A 16,428-nucleotide genomic window follows, 5' to 3' on the forward strand; every position below is an offset into this window, starting at 1 on the left:
CCAGCTTGTCGGTTTCGACAGTCATTCAGCGTGTTCTCCGCTTTCAGGCAATGCGCCAGCAATCCCGCCACTTTGGACGTGTTGCCAGACACCGCAGTTTCCTTGAGTTCCCCCCCGGACCGGGTCTGTTCCGTCAGACCTTCGATTTCCCGACGCAGTGCGCCGATTGCTTCTTGGAGACCGCGCAGAATTTCCGCGCTGTCTTCCGTTTCTTGCTCCGGGGTAATTATCGTCATCGCTTTACCTCTCGTTGGTTTTCCCCAACCAAGCAGGCACAAAAAAACGACCACCGGGTCACCCCGGGGCCGTTCGCCCATGTCTTCTAGCGTGTCACAAGTTCTACGTCAGGCCGTGCGCAAAGTCAAGAAAAACTGTGTTAACAAGACCTTACGCCGCCGCGCGGAGAACCCATCGGCAAGCAAAAACCCCGCTGTCTCCAGCGGGGTCTCTAGTCGTTTCAGTTACCACCTGTTGAGGCATTCCCCGCCGCTTCCGCGCCACGCTCCGCCTCGATCTGACGCCAACGCGCCACGTTGCGGTTATGCTCATCCAAGGTCTCGGCAAAAGCGTGCCCCCCGGTGCCATCCGCCACGAAGAAGACGAAATCCGTCTCCGCCGGTTGCGCCGCAGCCATCAAGCTTGCACGGCCTGGGTTGGCAATAGGGGTCGGCGGCAGACCGTTGATTACATAGGTGTTCCACGGCGTCTCTGCCCGCAGCTCAGAGCGGCGCAAACCGCGGCCCAACACGCCCTTACCCTCGGTCACACCATAGATTACCGTCGGGTCCGTTTGCAGACGCATGCCTTGGTTCAGACGGTTCACGAAAACGCTCGCCACCTGCTCACGCTCCGCCGCCACACCGGTTTCCTTTTCGATGATCGAGGCAAGGATCAACAGTTCCTCCGGCGTCTCAATGGGCAGATCAGGGTCACGTGCCTCAAAGGCCTGCGCCAACAGCACCCGCTGCGCTGCCGTCATCCGCGCGATCACCTCGGCGCGGTCATCACCGGGACGCACTTCATAACTGTCTGGCGCAAGGCTGCCCTCAGCGGGGAGGTCTTCAACCTCACCGGTCAATTGCTCGACCTGTTTCAGCGCTTCGACAACCTGCCAGCTTGTCACGCCCTCGGCCAATGCCACACGAAACCGCGTGTCGTTCTTGCTAGAGATTTCGGAGTATGCCTCAGGGGTCTCTTCCTCACCCGGCGTGAACTCCGCGCGCTCAACAAACCGGCTTGTGACCGGGTCCAACTCGCGGACCTGCACGCTTACGCGGTTCACGCCCACGCGGTACACAACCTCGGTGCCGCAGGTGCTGGCCCCGCCTTGGGTCACGATATCCACGATCCCCTGCATCGACGTGCCGGGCTGCACAAGAAAGCTGCCCGCTTTCAGGCTGCTCGACTTCTCCTCGTAATCCGCGCCCATGCGAAAGAGCGCGGGCGAAGAGACCGCGCCCTGTTCCTCAAGGCTCTGGCTGACCTGCCGCATGTTCGAGCCGCGCTCGACCTGCACACAGATCGCCTGCTCCAATGGCCCTTCGGAGACATAGGTCGTCTTGCCCCAGAGGATGATCCCCCCAAGCAGAAACAGGCCGACCAACAGAAACGTCACGGCGTTAGAAGCGATATGACGCCACATTTAGCGGACTTTCCCAAACAGTACCGATGCGTTTGTGCCGCCAAAGCCGAACGAATTGCTCAGCGCCACGTCGATCTTGCGCTCAACCTTTTTGTTCGGCGCCAGATCAATCGGTGTCTCAACCGCTGGGTTATCAAGGTTGATGGTCGGCGGTGCCACCTGATCGCGGATCGCGAGCATGCAGAAAATCGCCTCAATCGCGCCAGCAGCCCCCAAAAGGTGTCCTGTCGCCGATTTGGTAGAAGACATGGTGACCTTGTCCGCCGCATCGCCCATCAAACGCTCAACCGCCCCCAACTCGATGGTATCGGCCATGGTCGAGGTGCCATGCGCGTTGATGTAATCCACATCCGCTGGCTCAAGACCCGCGTTCTTCAGCGCCGCACGCATGGAACGTTCGCCACCTTCGCCGTCTTCCGACGGTGCAGTGATGTGATGCGCGTCGCCCGACAGGCCATAGCCCAGCACTTCGGCATAGATTTTCGCACCGCGCGCCTTGGCGTGCTCATACTCTTCCAGCACCACGATGCCCGCGCCCTCGCCCATGACAAAACCGTCACGGTCTATGTCATAGGGGCGGCTGGCCTTCTTGGGGTCGTCGCCGCGTTTGGTCGACAGCGCCTTACAAGCGTTGAAACCCGCCATCCCAATCTCACAAATCGCCGCCTCTGCGCCGCCTGCGATCATCACATCCGCATCGCCGTATTTGATCAGACGCGCCGCGTCACCGATGGCATGCGCCCCGGTGGAGCAGGCGGTCACGACCGAATGGTTCGGCCCCTTGAAACCGTAGCGGATCGAGACCTGACCCGAGATCAGGTTGATCAACGCGCCGGGCACGAAGAACGGGCTCACGCGGCGCGGACCCTTTTCGGCCATCATCACGGCGGTATTGGCAATGGAGTTCAACCCGCCGATGCCCGAGCCGATCAACACGCCAGTACGCTCCTGATCTTCCTTCTCGGTCGGCAACCACCCCAAATCCTCAACCGCCTGCTGGGCGGCGGCCATGCCGAACAGGATGAAAGTATCAACTTTCCGCTGCTCTTTCGGCTCCATGTATTTATTGGCGTCAAAGGTGCCATCACTGCCATCGCCCAATGGCACTTCGCAGGCGTATTGGGTCACCAATTTGCTGGGATCAAAGCCGGTGATCGGTCCGGCCCCGGATTGCCCATCAAGGATCCGTTTCCAGCTTTCTTCCACGCCGTCCGCGAGGGGGGTAACCAAACCCAAACCCGTTACTACAACTCTGCGCATCTTAGTGCCCCTTGCCGATAATCTCTCGGCGAACCTCTTACCCTGCAAAAGCCTGTAGGCACAAGCATATCGGCGGTGGTCCGCAGGCATAGCACAAAAACGCCGATCCTCAGATTCACGCGGCTATTGCCCCGAATGATGGGATCGCGGCAGGCTCACCCCGGCGGGCCGCGCCGTGTTAACAAATGTACCGGGCCGCCCTCAGTGCTTGCCTCGCGTAGCGGCTGATATCCAAGTGCGCCCGCGATCCGCAATGCCGCTTCGTTCTTGGCAGAGATCACACAAACTGTCCGCCCCGTGATGACCCGATCAAACCACTCATGCGCTGCCCGCGCCGCTTCAACCCCTAAACGCTGATCCTGTGCCTGTGGGGCCAACACCAGTCGCGCTTCGGGGTAAATATCGAAATCCTCACCAAAATTGCGCGAGCCAAAGACGAAACCGGTTTGGCCCAACATCTCTCTCTGCCGATGAAGTTGCACCGCCCACTGCCCAAATCCCGTGATCTGCCAATGGCCTGCATTGCGCAGGAAGGCGTCCCAAGATTGCGCCTTCGCCCGAGGCCGATCAAGTATCCGGTCCGCCACATCCGGCATCGCCCAGATCTCAGCGTAACGCTCAAAATCCTCGGCCCGCATGGCGCGCAATGTCAGTCTGGCTGTGTTGATGGTCGGGATCGTTCGGGACATGGGGTGAATTGCCTTCACACTTGAAACTTCTTGGCGAAGACATGCGGCCTCAGCACCAGAGGGACAAGCCCAGCCCGTTGCGGCAAATAAAAACGGCGTCATTCCGCTAGGAACAACGCCGCTTTCAAATCTCAATTCTGCCGGTTGCCCGGCAAAGCCTTAGGAGGCTTCTTTGATGAACTTGACCGCATCGCCAACGGTCTGGATGTTCTCAGCGGCGTCATCGGGGATCTCGATGCCGAACTCTTCTTCGAACGCCATCACCAGTTCCACTGTGTCAAGGCTGTCAGCGCCGAGATCGTCGATGAACGACGCATTCTCAGTCACTTTGTCCTCTTCCACGCTCAGGTGTTCTACAACGATCTTTTTCACGCGGTCTGCGACGTCGCTCATAATAAGTCCTCATGTCTTCGGGCCATTCAGGCCCCTTTTGGTTTCCGCCCGCCGATGATCAGCGTTTGGAGGATGCCCCAAAAGGGGCGGCTATTTTCCTTGTTCGCACAAGGCGGAGGGGGCAATCAAGCACCCTTCGTTTCGATTCTGCGCCCCCTTTAGCACATGCCGAAGGCTTGGCAAACGCTATTGCAGCGCAGGGTCACAACATGGCCATACCGCCGTTCACATGCAAGGTGGTCCCTGTCACATAAGCGGCCTCGGCACTGGAAAGATAGACCACGGCGGCGGCGATCTCATCCGGATCGCCCATGCGACCGGCGGGAATTTGCCCCATGATTCCAGACTTTTGCTCGTCCGTCAGCTTGTCTGTCATGGCGGTGGTGATAAAGCCCGGTGCCACGGCATTCACCGTGATCCCACGGCTTGCCACCTCATAGGCCAGCGACTTGGACATGCCCACAACACCCGCTTTGGAGGCCGCGTAGTTCGCCTGACCGGGGTTGCCCGTGGCCCCCACCACGCTGGAGATATTCACAATCCGGCCCCAACGCGCCTTCATCATGCCGCGCATCACGCCTTTGCACAGCTTAAACGTCGCGGTCAGGTTCACATTCAGCACCGAATTCCATTCATCATCCGACATCCGCATGAACAGGTTATCGCGCGTGATCCCGGCGTTATTCACCAGGATATCCACCGAGCCCATCGCCTCAGCCGCCTGTTTCGGCAGAGCATCGACGGCTTCCATGTCGCTCAGGTTACAGGGCAGCACATGCGCCCGCTCGCCCAATTCGGCCTTCAGCGCCTCCAGCGGTTCGGTCCGCGTGCCCGACAGCCCGACGGTCGCGCCTTGGGCATGCAATTTGCGGGCGATATCCGCGCCAATGCCGCCCGAAGCGCCAGTGATCAGGGCATTCTTTCCTGTAAGATCGAACATGTCTCTTCCTTTATTCTATCAGTCAGGGCCGCGTCAGCAGCCCGTAGCGGCGGATTTCATCCGCTGTCATCTTGTGTATCCCGTCAGATGGCGCGGCCTGCAAGGTAAACCAGTAAAAGCCGTCATTGCCCAGCATCTCGGCCATATAGCGCCGTGTCATCTGGTGTTCGGGCGATTGCCGTGGATAGCTGCTGCCCTCGCGGTAGCCATTGCGCCATGAATGCACCCGGAGCGCCGCCCCCGGTGCCATGCGCCGCTCGGCCCCCGCGATGAAGAGCTCCACACCGCCAGAATCAACCACACTGCCCGACCGCAGCTCGGTCGCCAGTCCCAATCTGCGAATCTGTCGCCCCATACGGTGCGTCGCTGCCGCATCAATAGAGCCGTCGATCCGCCCCAGCACCACCGTATCAATCCGCGGATTCTCGGCCAGATGCCGCGCGAAAGCCGCAGGCGTCCGGCTGGTGATCGTGCCGGACATCAACAGATACGGCCCCTGAACCTGCATCCGCGTGCCATCGCTGGCATTCTCAAGCGTGCCGCAGGCCACGACCGAAAGCAGCAGTGCAAAGACGGCAATCAGCCGCCTCATGCGTCACTCCCCAGCGGCGTCCGCTCGCCCAAGATATAACGCAGCACATCCACCACATCGAAGGCCAGCGAGATCAGCAAGGTGACCAAGATCACCCGGATGATCCACCGCGCCGCGATGGGCATGGCATCCTTGGCCTGTTTGCGGAACAGATAGAACGCCAGCGGCCCCCAGATCAGCAGATGCGGCAGACCGAGAAGTTTGACGTATCCCATTTGCCGGAACATGCCGTAGACTGCCGCCCCGGTAAGGATACTGGCGGCCACGGCAATCACCCCGACCTTGCGGCTCTGCGGCCAGATCAGCAGCGCCAAGGGCAAGATCGCCACGGCAAAGACCAGCCAGTTGAACCACCAGATCAGCCATTCCGGCAGCAGCGTCAGGGTTTCTTGCATCGTCATCTCGGCCCTCCGGGGCGTTACGCCTCTTTCGCGGCTGTGACCTCATCCGGCGTGCCGATGCTGCGGGTGGCGACGGATTTATCGATCCGGCGGATCATGCCCGTCAGCGCTTTGCCCGCGCCGATCTCCCATGCTTCGGTGACACCCTGCGCGGCCATCCACTCAACCGAAGACCGCCAGCGCACCCGGCCTGTGACCTGCTCGACCAGCAACTCGCGAATCTTCGCGGCATCGGTGACGGCCTGCGCAGTGACATTGGCGACCAGCGGCACGGCGGGATCATTAAACGTAACCTCACCCAAAGCGCGCGCCATCTCATCCGCCGCCGGCCCCATCAACGGGCAATGGAAAGGCGCAGAGACCGGCAGCAGCAACGCGCGTTTGGCGCCAGCATCCTTGGCCATGGCCACGGCACGTTCCACTGCGGCTTTGTGGCCCGACAATACGTTCTGGCTGGGGTCGTTTTCATTGGCGACCTGACAGACCTCGCCTTCGGCGGCGGCTTCGGCCAGTTTCTCGGTCTCTTCGATGCCAAGGCCAAGGATCGCCGCCATGGCACCCTCGCCCACTGGGACAGCGGCCTGCATCGCCTTGCCGCGAATGCGCAGCAGCCGTGCGGTGTCGGCAAGCGACAGCGACCCTGCGGCGCAAAGCGCGGAATATTCGCCAAGACTATGGCCCGCCACAAAGGCCGCTTTGCCAACCTCGATCCCTTCGGCCTTCAGCGCGGCCATCGCCGCCATCGACGTGGCCATCAACGCAGGCTGGGCGTTCTGTGTGAGGGTCAGCGTCTCGATGTCCCCCTCCCAGATCAGGTCAGACAGTTTTTCGCCAAGGGCGTCATCGACTTCTTGGAAAACGGCGCGGGCTTCAGGATAGGCTTCGGCCAGATCGCGGCCCATGCCGATGGTTTGGGCACCCTGGCCCGGGAAAACGAATGCAATGCTCATGGTTGCGGCCTCTCTTATGCGTTTTGCCTGATGTATCCTCTGCGCCCCAGCCGAACAAGCCTTGCCGCAGGCGCTTAGGGCTTGCCGTGCGGCGCAAACCGTGTATACGGGCGCTTCCTTGCAAAGCATATGAACCGCGCAGACTCTCGTGGTGGGGCCGCAAGGATATTGCCCCGCCTATGAAATGCGCCTTGATATAAATATAGGAGTGCACATGCCGCTATATGAGCATGTTATGATTGCGCGTCAGGACCTGTCCAACACGCAAGCAGAAGGCCTCATCGAACACTTTGGCACCGTCCTCGCGGACAACGACGGCAAGCTCGTCGACAGCGAGTACTGGGGCGTCAAAACGATGGCCTACAAGATCAACAAAAACCGCAAGGGCCACTATGCCTTCCTGCGTTCGGACGCCCCTGCGACCGCCGTGCAGGAAATGGAACGCCTGATGCGCCTGCATGATGACGTGATGCGCGTTCTGACCATCAAAGTTGATGAGCACAAAGAACTGCCGTCCGTACAGATGCAAAAGCGTGACGAGCGGCCCGACCGCCGCGAACGCCGTTGATCAACGCTTGAAGAAAAGGACTTAAATCATGGCTGCAAAACCATTTTTCCGTCGTCGTAAAGTGTGCCCTTTCTCGGGCGACAACGCACCTGCGATTGACTACAAGGACACACGTCTGCTGCAACGCTACATCTCTGAGCGTGGCAAGATCGTTCCTTCCCGTATCACCGCCGTATCGGCCAAGAAGCAACGCGAACTGGCCCGTGCCATCAAACGCGCTCGTTTCCTCGCCCTGCTGCCCTACGCCGTTAAGTAAGGAGAGAGCACATGCAAGTTATCCTTCTGGAACGTGTGGCCAAACTGGGCCAGATGGGCGAAGTCGTCGACGTGAAGTCGGGCTACGCTCGCAACTACCTTCTGCCCCAAGGCAAGGCGCTGTCGGCCTCCAAGGCCAACGTCGAAGCCTTCGAAGGTCAGAAAGCCCAGCTTGAGGCGCAAAACCTCGAGACCAAAAAAGAAGCCGAAGCCATGTCGGAAAAGCTGAACGGTCAGCAATTCGTCGTGATTCGCTCTGCTTCCGACGCTGGCGCGCTTTATGGCTCTGTCACCACACGTGACGCCGCCGAAGCTGCAACAGCCGAAGGTTTCTCGGTCGATCGCAAGCAGGTTGTTCTGGGGCAGCCCATCAAAGATCTGGGTGTCCACGAAGTTCAGGTTGTTCTGCACCCCGAAGTGACCGCCACAATCGAGCTGAACGTTGCACGTTCGCCCGAAGAGGCCGAGCTTCAGGCGTCGGGCAAATCGATTCAGGAACTGGCCGCCGAAGAGGAAGCCGCAGCTGAATTCGAGATCTCCGAACTCTTCGACGACATCGGCTCTGCCGCTGACGAAGACGGCGACTCGGACGTGGTGCGCACCCCTGAGGGCGACGCGCAGGACGACAGCAACAGCTGATCCGACCCGATTTGACATGAAACGCCGCGCGGCTTTCCGCGCGGCGTTTTTTTATGCGCTAGCCTGTCGCAAGGCCCGTCTGCACCTCTCGCGCGAAATCCTGTAAAAACAGTCCATTCTGTGCTATGCTACCTCCATTCAGCATGGAGGATGACACATGCGTTACATCACCATCACCACCTGGGAGATCGCCGACGGGGCGGATTACGACGTGGCCCTACGCGCCATCGAAGAAAAGCGCCTGCCCGCCCTCAAAAGCTTTGGCGCTAGCCGCATTACCGTGGTCCGCACCTCTGAGCGCACCAGTGCCGCAATCACCGAATGGCCCGACAAGGCCACGCGCGACGCTGCCGAACTCAAGATCGACGAGGTTCGCCGCTCGGTGAAGCGCGAAGATCAGACCCGCATGACCGGTGAAATGAAAGGCGAAATCGTCGCCGACGTCTAAGCGTGGCGGAAAGCCGCGCTTTGCGCCCCAACCGCTGGGCAAGGGGCCGCGTATATTTTGGCGACCCGCTTGCCCGAAAGGCCCGCAGCGGTGATCTTCGCGCCGATATAACAAGCCTCGGTGCACCATGCCTCAGACAACACGCCGCATGTTTCTCTCTTTCATCGCTGCCAGTACGATCACCGCGTGCAGCGCTGCGCCCGAAGTCTCCCCCACGCCCCCGCAGCGCCCGGCCCTGCCCCTGCACCCAAATGAGACGCCCGACCTGCGGCGCAAGATCAACCACTGGGCCGACTTCTACGATCTGCCGCGCCCTCTGGTTCATCGTCTGGCCATCCGCGAAAGCACCCATAACCCGCGCGCCCGCAACGGCCCATATTACGGCCTGCTGCAAATCCTGCCCGCCACCGCCCGCTCCATGGGGTTCCAAGGCAGCGCGTCTGACCTTTTGGACGCCGACACCAATCTGAAATACGCCCTGAAATACCTGCGCGGCGCTTGGCTTTTGTCCGACGGAGACCACGGCACCGCCATCAAGTGGTACGCCCGCGGCTATTATTACGAAGCCAAGAAACGCGGTATGCTGGTGGAAACCGGCCTGAGGGGCGGGTGATTAATTTTTAGGCTTGCGCGGCCTCTCGCTTCGCCGCAGGTAGGTGTTAATCACGTTAAGAAGGAACGCCGCATGACCCTCCGCCTCAACCGTCGTCACTTTCTCGCCGGCTCTGCCGGACTGCTGGCCCTTCACCCCTTCTCTCTCCGCGCTGCCGCCAATCAAGCGCACCTGCGACTGATGGAGACGACGGACCTCCATGTGCATGTCTTTCCCTATGACTATTACGCCGACAAAGAGGTCGACACCGTCGGGCTTTCCCGCACCGCCAGCATCGTCAAGTCGATCCGCGCCGAGGCGACCAATACGCTGATGCTCGACAACGGCGACTTCCTGCAGGGCAACCCGATGGGCGACTACATCGCCTATGAGCGCGGCATGAAAGAAGGCGACATGCATCCGGTGATCCAAGCGATGAATACGCTTGGCTTTGACGCCTCGACCTTGGGCAATCATGAATTCAACTACGGGCTTGATTTCTTGATGAAATCCCTCGCCGGGGCCGACTTCCCGGTGGTCAGCGCCAATGTCGTCAAAAAGGTCGGGGCCAAGCCCAGTGACGATGACACGCTGGTCAAACCCTATGTCATACTGGACCGAATGTTGACCGATGGCGCGGGCGAGGCCCATCCAATCAAGATCGGCATCATCGGCTTTGTCCCGCCGCAGATCATGGCATGGGACCGCCGCCATCTCGAAGGCAAAGTGCAGGCGCGCGACATCCTCGAGACCGCCCGCGCTTGGGTGCCGCAGATGAAAGAGGCTGGCGCCGATATCATCATCGCGCTGTCGCATTCGGGCATTGGGGCCGCCAAAGAAGAAGACATGATGGAGAACGCTTCCGTCCCCCTCGCCGCCGTTGACGGGATCGACGCCATCATGACCGGGCACAGCCACCTCGTCTTCCCCTCGGGCAGCTATGCGGACTATCCCGGCGTGGATGTGAGCGCCGGCACGATCCACGGCAAGCCCGCCACCATGGGCGGCTTCTGGGGCAGCCATCTGGGCCTTATCGACCTGATGTTGGAACGCGACGCGGGCGGTTGGCGCATCGCCAGCCACAGCGCCGAGGCGCGGGCCATTTCGCAGCGCAACGAAGACCGCTCGGTCATGCCGCTGGTGGAAAGCGACGCAGAGGTTCTGGCCTCGGTTCAGCAAGACCATGACGAAACGCTCGCCTATGTCCGCCGCGCCGTGGGCAAGACCGACGCCAATCTACACAGCTATTTCGCGCTGGTGGCCGATGATCCGTCGGTGCAGGTCGTCTCAAACGCGCAGCGCTGGTACATCGCACAGATGCTGAAAGGGACCGAGCATGAGGGGCTGCCGATCCTGTCTGCCGCCGCCCCCTTCAAGGCCGGTGGCCGGGGCGGGCCAGAGTATTACACCGATGTGCCCAAGGGCGATGTGGCGATCAAGAATGTGGCTGACCTCTACCTCTATCCCAACACCGCCCGCGCCGTGCGCGTCACCGGTGCGCAGGTGAAGGATTGGCTTGAGCGGTCAGCGGGCATGTTCAACCAGATCACCCCCGGCGAGGCCAACCAGCCGCTGCTGAACCCAGAGTTCCCCAGCTACAACTTCGATGTGATCGACGGCGTAAGCTATCAGATCGACCTCAGCCAGCCGTCCAAATTCGGCCCCAAGGGAACCGTGGCGAACTCTGAGGCGAACCGGATCGTGAACCTTGAGTTCGAAGGGCAACCGCTTGATCCCAATGCCGAATTCATCATCGCCACTAACAACTACCGCGCCAGCGGTGGCGGCGCATTCCCCGGCGCGAAGGGCGATACCATCGTCTTTGAAGGGCCCGACACCAACCGCGACGTGATCGTACGCTATATCGTCGAAAAAGGCACCATCAGCCCCCGCGCCGATGGCAACTGGCGCTTTGCCCCGATGGAGGGCACCAGCGTGATGTTCGAAACCGGACCGAAGGCCGCGGATTACATGGATGAGGTGACCGGCGTGGTGATGGAGCAGGTCAGCGATACGGAAAACGGCTTCGCCCAGTTCCGGATCACGTTGTAAGCTGTACGAATTGGGGGCGGTCTAGAGCGGTGACGCATTCCGCATGGTGGGAGGCGGTTAGCTGTTGAACCCCCAGGAAGATAAGGCCGTTTCCCGTAGGGATGCGGCCTTATCTCTAAGCTTCTTGGGCTACCTTAGCAAACAAGTGAAGATGCGTTTATCTGTCGTGATTAAGCAGCCAACAGCCTCCTGCTAAGGAACAGCCGTTTCCGACAGGCAGTTTTAGCTCAAGATGGCTTCCCGGATGTGCCGACCGATTGTGTCGTCGATTTGCTGTTTAGTAGCTTTGTCCGAATCCGGCGTCAGATACTCAGGGGCTGTGAGATGCGTTGACGACCTAAGGCGCGCCGGAAGAAATTTTCTGCGTCCAGCTCTTTGATTCCGATCAACAGCCTTGGCGAGAGCTTCAAGCATGATACTTCTTGCGCTCTCGTCGCCTTGATGAGTTTTCAATGTCAGAAACACTTGTTTGATCAACCGCTTGCAAGCATCCTCTTGCTCACCTTTTCCCCAAGCTTCCATAAATAGTCCGGCAAGAAGTCGGGTGACACTGTGTCTTTCATTGTTTGGCGACGCAACGTGTTCAATAAGCCTGTCCAGGCGGGGGTTCGGATCTGCGCGGGAAGCGCCCCATTCATGTAGCACAGCCGCGATGTCAACGGTTGTGTAGCCGTAGGTTGCATCTAAGAAGGCAAGGGTAGCATCGACATACGCACCGACCTGTATCCTTCCCGCTGTCCGTGCCTTCTGAAGCGCAACCTGGGTCCACGTGGATCGAATATCTTCGGCCCAGATCACCCTGCGTAGGGCGAGATCGTCCGTAAGGACAGGAATATCCCGCTCCTTGGCAACAATCATGGTGTCGGTAAATGCCGGTCCGACCTTACTAAAGAGTTCATTTACCTCAGCAGGCAGCGCGAAACCTTCCTCTGGCATTACGATTTCGAGCTGCCTTGCAAGATCGACCGTTCGAGAAAGGTGATCTATGAGCGCGTCTGTCTGCGCTTGGCTTCGCTCGATCATGGTATAACCTTCTTCCAAGGCCACCATCACGCCTGCTTTATTAGGGTCACCCAAGGAATCCTGGCGCTCGGTCAGCGCGTATTGAAGCATGTCCACACTGCTTCGAGTAATCATTAAGTTCGGCAAGGCCAGAAGAACAGTATCCGACAGGCCCAGGCCAACCACCCCGTATAGAGTTGCCGGATCGACGATTGCACACCCGTCGTTACCACTTAGACCGGCCAATGCCCTCTGCCGCTCAACATGACTGCCCTCCGAAACTACAACGTTAAGATCGGGATGGTGTCTTGCATGGTCCCAGAAATCGAAGACCGTCCCTCCTCCAAACTGGGCAAGAACTGACAAGGGAGCAATGCCCTTTCGGTAAGCATCTTCGAGGCGTTCACCCATCTCCCTTTTTTCACGGAGGTTGTCTAACATTGGCTGAATGCTACCAAGTAAATCCTCATCGTGTATCCTGAGCCCGCCCAGAAACTTATTCTCTGGAAACATTTCTTCGCAATCATTCAAAGATCGGGCTTGCGCGTGGACGTATTTGCTAACGATTTCTTTAACCGTTAATGTTTGGCCGCCCATCAGGCTTTTGATTTCGATCTGGTCACCAACCCGTTTGCCGAGAAGGCGTTTAGCGAATGGATCATCTACAGCAATCTCATTGAAACGGCCCTGCAGATTCGGAGCAGTCTCGATGACGCGGACGAGATCATTTCTTCCATCTGCGCTAAGAACTACGGCAGTATCTGCTCCGACGACATCTCTTGTTAGGTCCGCACTACGGCCGGCCCTCCCCATGAAGAAAAGACCAATGACGAAGCCTGCGTGCATTTTCGCGTCTTCATATCCATCTCGAAGTGCGCGATAGCCCATTTCTAAGGTTTTGAAAGGATCCTCGATCACCCTGTCCATAAAGTGGGCCAAGCGCATTCGCGCGTCAGGGGAGCCCTCAATACCAACATCAACCTCCCTAAGGTAAGCAGCAGCGCTTTCGATGTCTGGAATTCGCAGGCAAAGGTTTAACCATATCAAACGATCATTCAGATCTGGTTGGGCAAGTTTTGCGTATTCCACAAACTGATCTCGAGCCTTATCGAGATGACCGGATTCTTCGAAAATCCATATCCCGAGGCGTCGGATTTCTGGATTTTTCAGCACGTCGGACCCGAGCTTCCCGTAGAGCTTTCGGGCATCTTTCAGGCGCCGGGAGTGACCAAGTGACCTGAGCGCCAAGCGGAGGTGAACATCGTCCGTCTCGGGATTGCATAACGAAAGGAATAGGTCGGCAGCCGGGGAGTATTCTTCAACGCCATAGAGAGCATGTGCCACTCGGTCTTTTGTAAACGTGTCCGCATCTTGGGGAAGGTTTGTGAGCAGCCGGTCTTTAAGAATATCTTTCTCTGGCGCGTCCGGCCTGATGCCTAAATAGGTAGCGATTAAGATCGGTGACCCTGAGTAGTCATCAAAGATCGAGGATGCTTCTTCATCTGCAGCGACTTCGGAAATCGCAGCAGCAGCTATTAGGCGCGCTGTTGCTGCGGCAATACGGAGATCATCCTCGTCGCTTTTCTCGTAAAGCGTTTTGGCTGTCAATCGGCAAGCAATCATAACCCCTTATCGGCATCCAATAGTGACCCCCCTTTGGGCGCTCGGTAGCTGGCCCGATGCGGTGTAGCCTTTATACAGCGCAGCCGTATCGGGCCAGCGGGGTTTAGGTCATTCGCGGGTCTTGAAGCGCCAGCTCTCGTTGCCGGTTTCGACGATGTCGCAGTGGTGGGTAAGGCGATCGAGTAGTGCTGTCGTCATCTTGGCGTCACCGAAGACCGATGGCCATTCACCGAAGTCGAGGTTGGTCGTTACGATGATGGACGTGCGCTCGTAGAGGCGACTGACGAGGTGGAACAGCAGCTGACCGCCGGTCTGGGCGAATGGGAGATAGCCGAGCTCGTCGAGGATCAGGAAGTCGAGGCGGCACAAGAGATCCGCAGTGCGCCCCTGGCGATCAGCGCGGGCTTCTGCGTCGAGTTTGTTCACAAGGTCGACGATGTTGAAGAAGCGGCCGCGCTTACCACGGCGGATGCAGGCCCTGGCGATGCTCACGGCAAGATGGGATTTGCCGGTCCCGGTGCCGCCGATCAGCACTACGTTGCGTTGATGCTCAAGGAACTCTCCGGAGGCCAGATCGCGCACCAGCGTCTCGTTGACCGGCGTGTTCTCGAAGCTGAACTCATCGACCTCCTTGGCCAGTGGTAGTTTAGCAATCCTCATCTGGTATCTGATCGAACGCGCCTGCTTTTCGCTGATCTCGGCGTGCAGGAGGTCGCCGACGATCTGTTGCGGTTCGTGCTGACGCTTCACTGCTGTCGTGATGATCTCATCGTAGGCGGCCTTCATGCCGTAGAGCTTCAGCTGGCTCATCGCGTCCAGCACTTGTGATCTTTCCATGGTTGGGTCTCCTGAGGCTGTCGTAACGTTGGCAATCGGCCACGGGCTGGCAAGTCAGCCGCAACGCGTCCGGCGTATCGATGGTCAACGGCGGCGGCGGCTCACGATGTCGGGCCAAGAGGTTAATGATGACGGAGGCGGCGTGAGCCCCTTCATTCAGGGCTTCGGCACAAGCGGCATCCACCGCATCCAGCCCGTCGGTTGGGATCATGCTCAGGATCTGAACCATCTGGCGGTCGCCGTTCGGCACCTTACCAAGCTTGCGCTGCACACGCCTGATTGCTGGCGGCAGCTCCCAGTCCTTGAAGGGCGCACCATTCCTGAGCGCGCCCGGTTTTCGAGCCAGGACAGGGATGTAATGCAGCGGATTGTAAATCGCCTTGTCGCGGCCGAAGGCTCGGTCGTGCTGCCCCACAATCTTACCGTCCTGCCAGAACTCGACTCGCTCGGCATAAGCACGGATCTCAACTGGGCGACCGACGGCTCGACCATCCACCGAGTAGCGGTTCTTATCGAACCGAACGAGGCAGGTTTTGGACACCGAGGCAGGCAGGGCGTGGAAGCCATTGAAGGGGCCGACATACGGCACCAAGCTGGCTCGTTCTTGCTCGAACACCTCCCAAGTTGTTCGATCCCGGAGCTCGGGGTGCGGGTTGGACTGAGCCCAGGCAACGCACCGGTCTTCAAGCCAAGCGTTCAGTTCGGCATAGCTTTTAAACTTCGGTCGCGGCACGAAGAACCGCCGCCGGACGACGCCGACCTGGTTCTCGACCTGTCCCTTCTCCCAGCCCGAGGCGGGGGTGCAGGCGACCGGATCGACCAGGTAATGTCCGCACATCTGCTGGAACCGGCGATTATAGGCGCGGTCGCGACCGACAAAGATCGTATCCACCGCCGTCTTCATGTTGTCGTAAATCCCCCGAGCACAGGCTCCGCCGAAGAAGGCAAAAGCTTTGTCGTGGGCGTCAAAGACCATCTCCTGTGACTCGCGCGGGTAGGCTCGCACGAACAGCATTCGGCTATGGCAAAGGCGGACGTGCGCCACCTTCACTGTCGTCGTCGCGCCATCGATCACCACGATCTCATGGCTCCAATCAAACTGATAGGCCTCACCGGGATCGAAGGTCAGCGGCACATAGGCAGCGGCCGATGCCGCCTGTTCGTCCTTGGACCATGAGGCCGCGTAGCGCCGGACAGCATCGTAGCCGCCGTCATATCCGAGGGCTCTGAGTTCTTCGAAGACCCTAATCCGGGTCAGCCTCTCACGCTTGGGCTTTCGCGCGTTCACTGACAGCATCTCGTCGAGCTTGTCTTTCCAGGGCCCAATCTTCGGCTGTGGCTGGACCGTCCGCTCGTAGGTGAGCTCCGTCACACCGGATCGGATCACCTTGCGCACCGTGTTCCGCGATACCCGCAATTCCCGGCAAATCTGCTTAATCGGCTTCTTGTCCTGAAAATACGCCCGCCGGATCTTCGCAATCGTCTCCACAACCAACATCCCAAACTGTGCTCCCCGATAGCCTCGGGGGCATTATCCACATCGGT

General features: G+C 59.3%; 17 protein-coding genes. 6 read left to right on the forward strand and 11 right to left on the reverse strand.

From position 1 onward, the window contains the following. Positions 1 to 457: 457 nt before the first annotated feature. The 8 genes from mltG to fabD form a co-directional block, all read right to left on the reverse strand. Positions 458 to 1,642, reverse strand: a complete 1,185-nt coding sequence (gene mltG / locus R1T45_RS15100) for an endolytic transglycosylase MltG (RefSeq protein ID WP_132443559.1) — start codon at positions 1,640 to 1,642, stop codon at positions 458 to 460. Next, on the reverse strand, positions 1,643 to 2,902 hold the full coding sequence (fabF, locus tag R1T45_RS15105; protein WP_317389481.1) for a beta-ketoacyl-ACP synthase II: 1,260 nt from the start codon (positions 2,900 to 2,902) through the stop codon (positions 1,643 to 1,645). 155 nt (positions 2,903 to 3,057) lie between these two features. Beyond that, positions 3,058 to 3,591, reverse strand: coding sequence for a GNAT family N-acetyltransferase (locus tag R1T45_RS15110; protein ID WP_317389482.1), 534 nt, complete (start codon positions 3,589 to 3,591; stop codon positions 3,058 to 3,060). Positions 3,592 to 3,750: 159 nt separating this feature from the next. Next, positions 3,751 to 3,984: an acyl carrier protein gene (locus R1T45_RS15115; protein WP_067261852.1), complete on the reverse strand. Its 234-nt coding sequence runs from the start codon at positions 3,982 to 3,984 to the stop codon at positions 3,751 to 3,753. Positions 3,985 to 4,186: 202 nt separating this feature from the next. After that, positions 4,187 to 4,924, reverse strand: a complete 738-nt coding sequence (gene fabG / locus R1T45_RS15120) for a 3-oxoacyl-[acyl-carrier-protein] reductase (protein ID WP_067626654.1) — start codon at positions 4,922 to 4,924, stop codon at positions 4,187 to 4,189. Positions 4,925 to 4,946: 22 nt separating this feature from the next. After that, complete coding sequence (locus R1T45_RS15125; RefSeq protein ID WP_317389483.1) at positions 4,947 to 5,516, reverse strand: alpha/beta hydrolase; 570 nt, start codon at positions 5,514 to 5,516, stop codon at positions 4,947 to 4,949. Continuing rightward, positions 5,513 to 5,917 (reverse strand): hypothetical protein, encoded by a 405-nt coding sequence (locus R1T45_RS15130; RefSeq protein WP_317389484.1) that lies wholly within the window; start codon positions 5,915 to 5,917, stop codon positions 5,513 to 5,515. The genes R1T45_RS15125 and R1T45_RS15130 overlap by 4 nt, the downstream gene beginning before the upstream one ends. A 17-nt stretch (positions 5,918 to 5,934) precedes the next feature. Continuing rightward, the gene (gene fabD, locus R1T45_RS15135; protein WP_317389485.1) at positions 5,935 to 6,867 is read right to left on the reverse strand and encodes an ACP S-malonyltransferase; all 933 of its coding nucleotides are present in this window, start codon (positions 6,865 to 6,867) and stop codon (positions 5,935 to 5,937) included. Between the two features lie 214 nt (positions 6,868 to 7,081). Here fabD and rpsF point away from each other — a divergent pair, with 214 nt between their 5' ends. From rpsF to R1T45_RS15165, 6 genes are all read left to right on the forward strand, one after another. Next, positions 7,082 to 7,435 (forward strand): 30S ribosomal protein S6, encoded by a 354-nt coding sequence (gene rpsF, locus R1T45_RS15140; RefSeq protein WP_007119975.1) that lies wholly within the window; start codon positions 7,082 to 7,084, stop codon positions 7,433 to 7,435. Between the two features lie 28 nt (positions 7,436 to 7,463). After that, complete coding sequence (rpsR, locus tag R1T45_RS15145; RefSeq protein WP_005852865.1) at positions 7,464 to 7,691, forward strand: 30S ribosomal protein S18; 228 nt, start codon at positions 7,464 to 7,466, stop codon at positions 7,689 to 7,691. 11 nt (positions 7,692 to 7,702) lie between these two features. Beyond that, entirely contained in the window at positions 7,703 to 8,329 is a 627-nt protein-coding gene (gene rplI / locus R1T45_RS15150; protein WP_120350864.1) for a 50S ribosomal protein L9, read from the forward strand. Positions 8,330 to 8,486: 157 nt separating this feature from the next. After that, complete coding sequence (locus R1T45_RS15155) at positions 8,487 to 8,777, forward strand: hypothetical protein (protein ID WP_317389486.1); 291 nt, start codon at positions 8,487 to 8,489, stop codon at positions 8,775 to 8,777. Between the two features lie 127 nt (positions 8,778 to 8,904). Then, a complete protein-coding gene (locus R1T45_RS15160; RefSeq protein ID WP_240791532.1) occupies positions 8,905 to 9,390 on the forward strand; it encodes a lytic transglycosylase domain-containing protein in 486 nt (161 codons plus the stop codon). A gap of 72 nt (positions 9,391 to 9,462) precedes the next feature. After that, positions 9,463 to 11,421, forward strand: coding sequence for a bifunctional 2',3'-cyclic-nucleotide 2'-phosphodiesterase/3'-nucleotidase (locus R1T45_RS15165; protein ID WP_317389487.1), 1,959 nt, complete (start codon positions 9,463 to 9,465; stop codon positions 11,419 to 11,421). Between the two features lie 222 nt (positions 11,422 to 11,643). Here R1T45_RS15165 and R1T45_RS15170 read toward each other — a convergent pair whose 3' ends face one another. From R1T45_RS15170 to istA, 3 genes are all read right to left on the reverse strand, one after another. Beyond that, positions 11,644 to 14,031, reverse strand: a complete 2,388-nt coding sequence (locus R1T45_RS15170) for a PIN domain-containing protein (RefSeq protein ID WP_317389488.1) — start codon at positions 14,029 to 14,031, stop codon at positions 11,644 to 11,646. 123 nt (positions 14,032 to 14,154) lie between these two features. Continuing rightward, complete coding sequence (gene istB / locus R1T45_RS15175; protein ID WP_317388941.1) at positions 14,155 to 14,883, reverse strand: IS21-like element ISPkr1 family helper ATPase IstB; 729 nt, start codon at positions 14,881 to 14,883, stop codon at positions 14,155 to 14,157. Next, positions 14,813 to 16,381: an IS21 family transposase gene (istA, locus tag R1T45_RS15180; protein ID WP_317388942.1), complete on the reverse strand. Its 1,569-nt coding sequence runs from the start codon at positions 16,379 to 16,381 to the stop codon at positions 14,813 to 14,815. The genes istB and istA overlap by 71 nt, the downstream gene beginning before the upstream one ends. Between the last annotated feature and the right edge of the window lie 47 nt (positions 16,382 to 16,428).

Origin of the sequence: Sulfitobacter sp. LC.270.F.C4 (assembly GCF_032922545.1) — a bacterium.
GTDB classification, from domain to species: Bacteria; Pseudomonadota; Alphaproteobacteria; order Rhodobacterales; family Rhodobacteraceae; genus Sulfitobacter; species Sulfitobacter profundi.

What these genes read in the sequence shown, in the direction of transcription:
- mltG (WP_132443559.1), bottom strand. Translation starts at nt 1,642, where the DNA reads ATGTGGCGTCATATCGCTTCTAACGCCGTGACGTTTCTGTTGGTCGGC.
- fabF (WP_317389481.1), bottom strand. Translation starts at nt 2,902, where the DNA reads ATGCGCAGAGTTGTAGTAACGGGTTTGGGTTTGGTTACCCCCCTCGCG.
- R1T45_RS15110 (WP_317389482.1), bottom strand. Translation starts at nt 3,591, where the DNA reads ATGTCCCGAACGATCCCGACCATCAACACAGCCAGACTGACATTGCGC.
- R1T45_RS15115 (WP_067261852.1), bottom strand. Translation starts at nt 3,984, where the DNA reads ATGAGCGACGTCGCAGACCGCGTGAAAAAGATCGTTGTAGAACACCTG.
- fabG (WP_067626654.1), bottom strand. Translation starts at nt 4,924, where the DNA reads ATGTTCGATCTTACAGGAAAGAATGCCCTGATCACTGGCGCTTCGGGC.
- R1T45_RS15125 (WP_317389483.1), bottom strand. Translation starts at nt 5,516, where the DNA reads ATGAGGCGGCTGATTGCCGTCTTTGCACTGCTGCTTTCGGTCGTGGCC.
- R1T45_RS15130 (WP_317389484.1), bottom strand. Translation starts at nt 5,917, where the DNA reads ATGACGATGCAAGAAACCCTGACGCTGCTGCCGGAATGGCTGATCTGG.
- fabD (WP_317389485.1), bottom strand. Translation starts at nt 6,867, where the DNA reads ATGAGCATTGCATTCGTTTTCCCGGGCCAGGGTGCCCAAACCATCGGC.
- rpsF (WP_007119975.1), top strand. Translation starts at nt 7,082, where the DNA reads ATGCCGCTATATGAGCATGTTATGATTGCGCGTCAGGACCTGTCCAAC.
- rpsR (WP_005852865.1), top strand. Translation starts at nt 7,464, where the DNA reads ATGGCTGCAAAACCATTTTTCCGTCGTCGTAAAGTGTGCCCTTTCTCG.
- rplI (WP_120350864.1), top strand. Translation starts at nt 7,703, where the DNA reads ATGCAAGTTATCCTTCTGGAACGTGTGGCCAAACTGGGCCAGATGGGC.
- R1T45_RS15155 (WP_317389486.1), top strand. Translation starts at nt 8,487, where the DNA reads ATGCGTTACATCACCATCACCACCTGGGAGATCGCCGACGGGGCGGAT.
- R1T45_RS15160 (WP_240791532.1), top strand. Translation starts at nt 8,905, where the DNA reads ATGCCTCAGACAACACGCCGCATGTTTCTCTCTTTCATCGCTGCCAGT.
- R1T45_RS15165 (WP_317389487.1), top strand. Translation starts at nt 9,463, where the DNA reads ATGACCCTCCGCCTCAACCGTCGTCACTTTCTCGCCGGCTCTGCCGGA.
- istB (WP_317388941.1), bottom strand. Translation starts at nt 14,883, where the DNA reads ATGGAAAGATCACAAGTGCTGGACGCGATGAGCCAGCTGAAGCTCTAC.
- istA (WP_317388942.1), bottom strand. Translation starts at nt 16,381, where the DNA reads ATGTTGGTTGTGGAGACGATTGCGAAGATCCGGCGGGCGTATTTTCAG.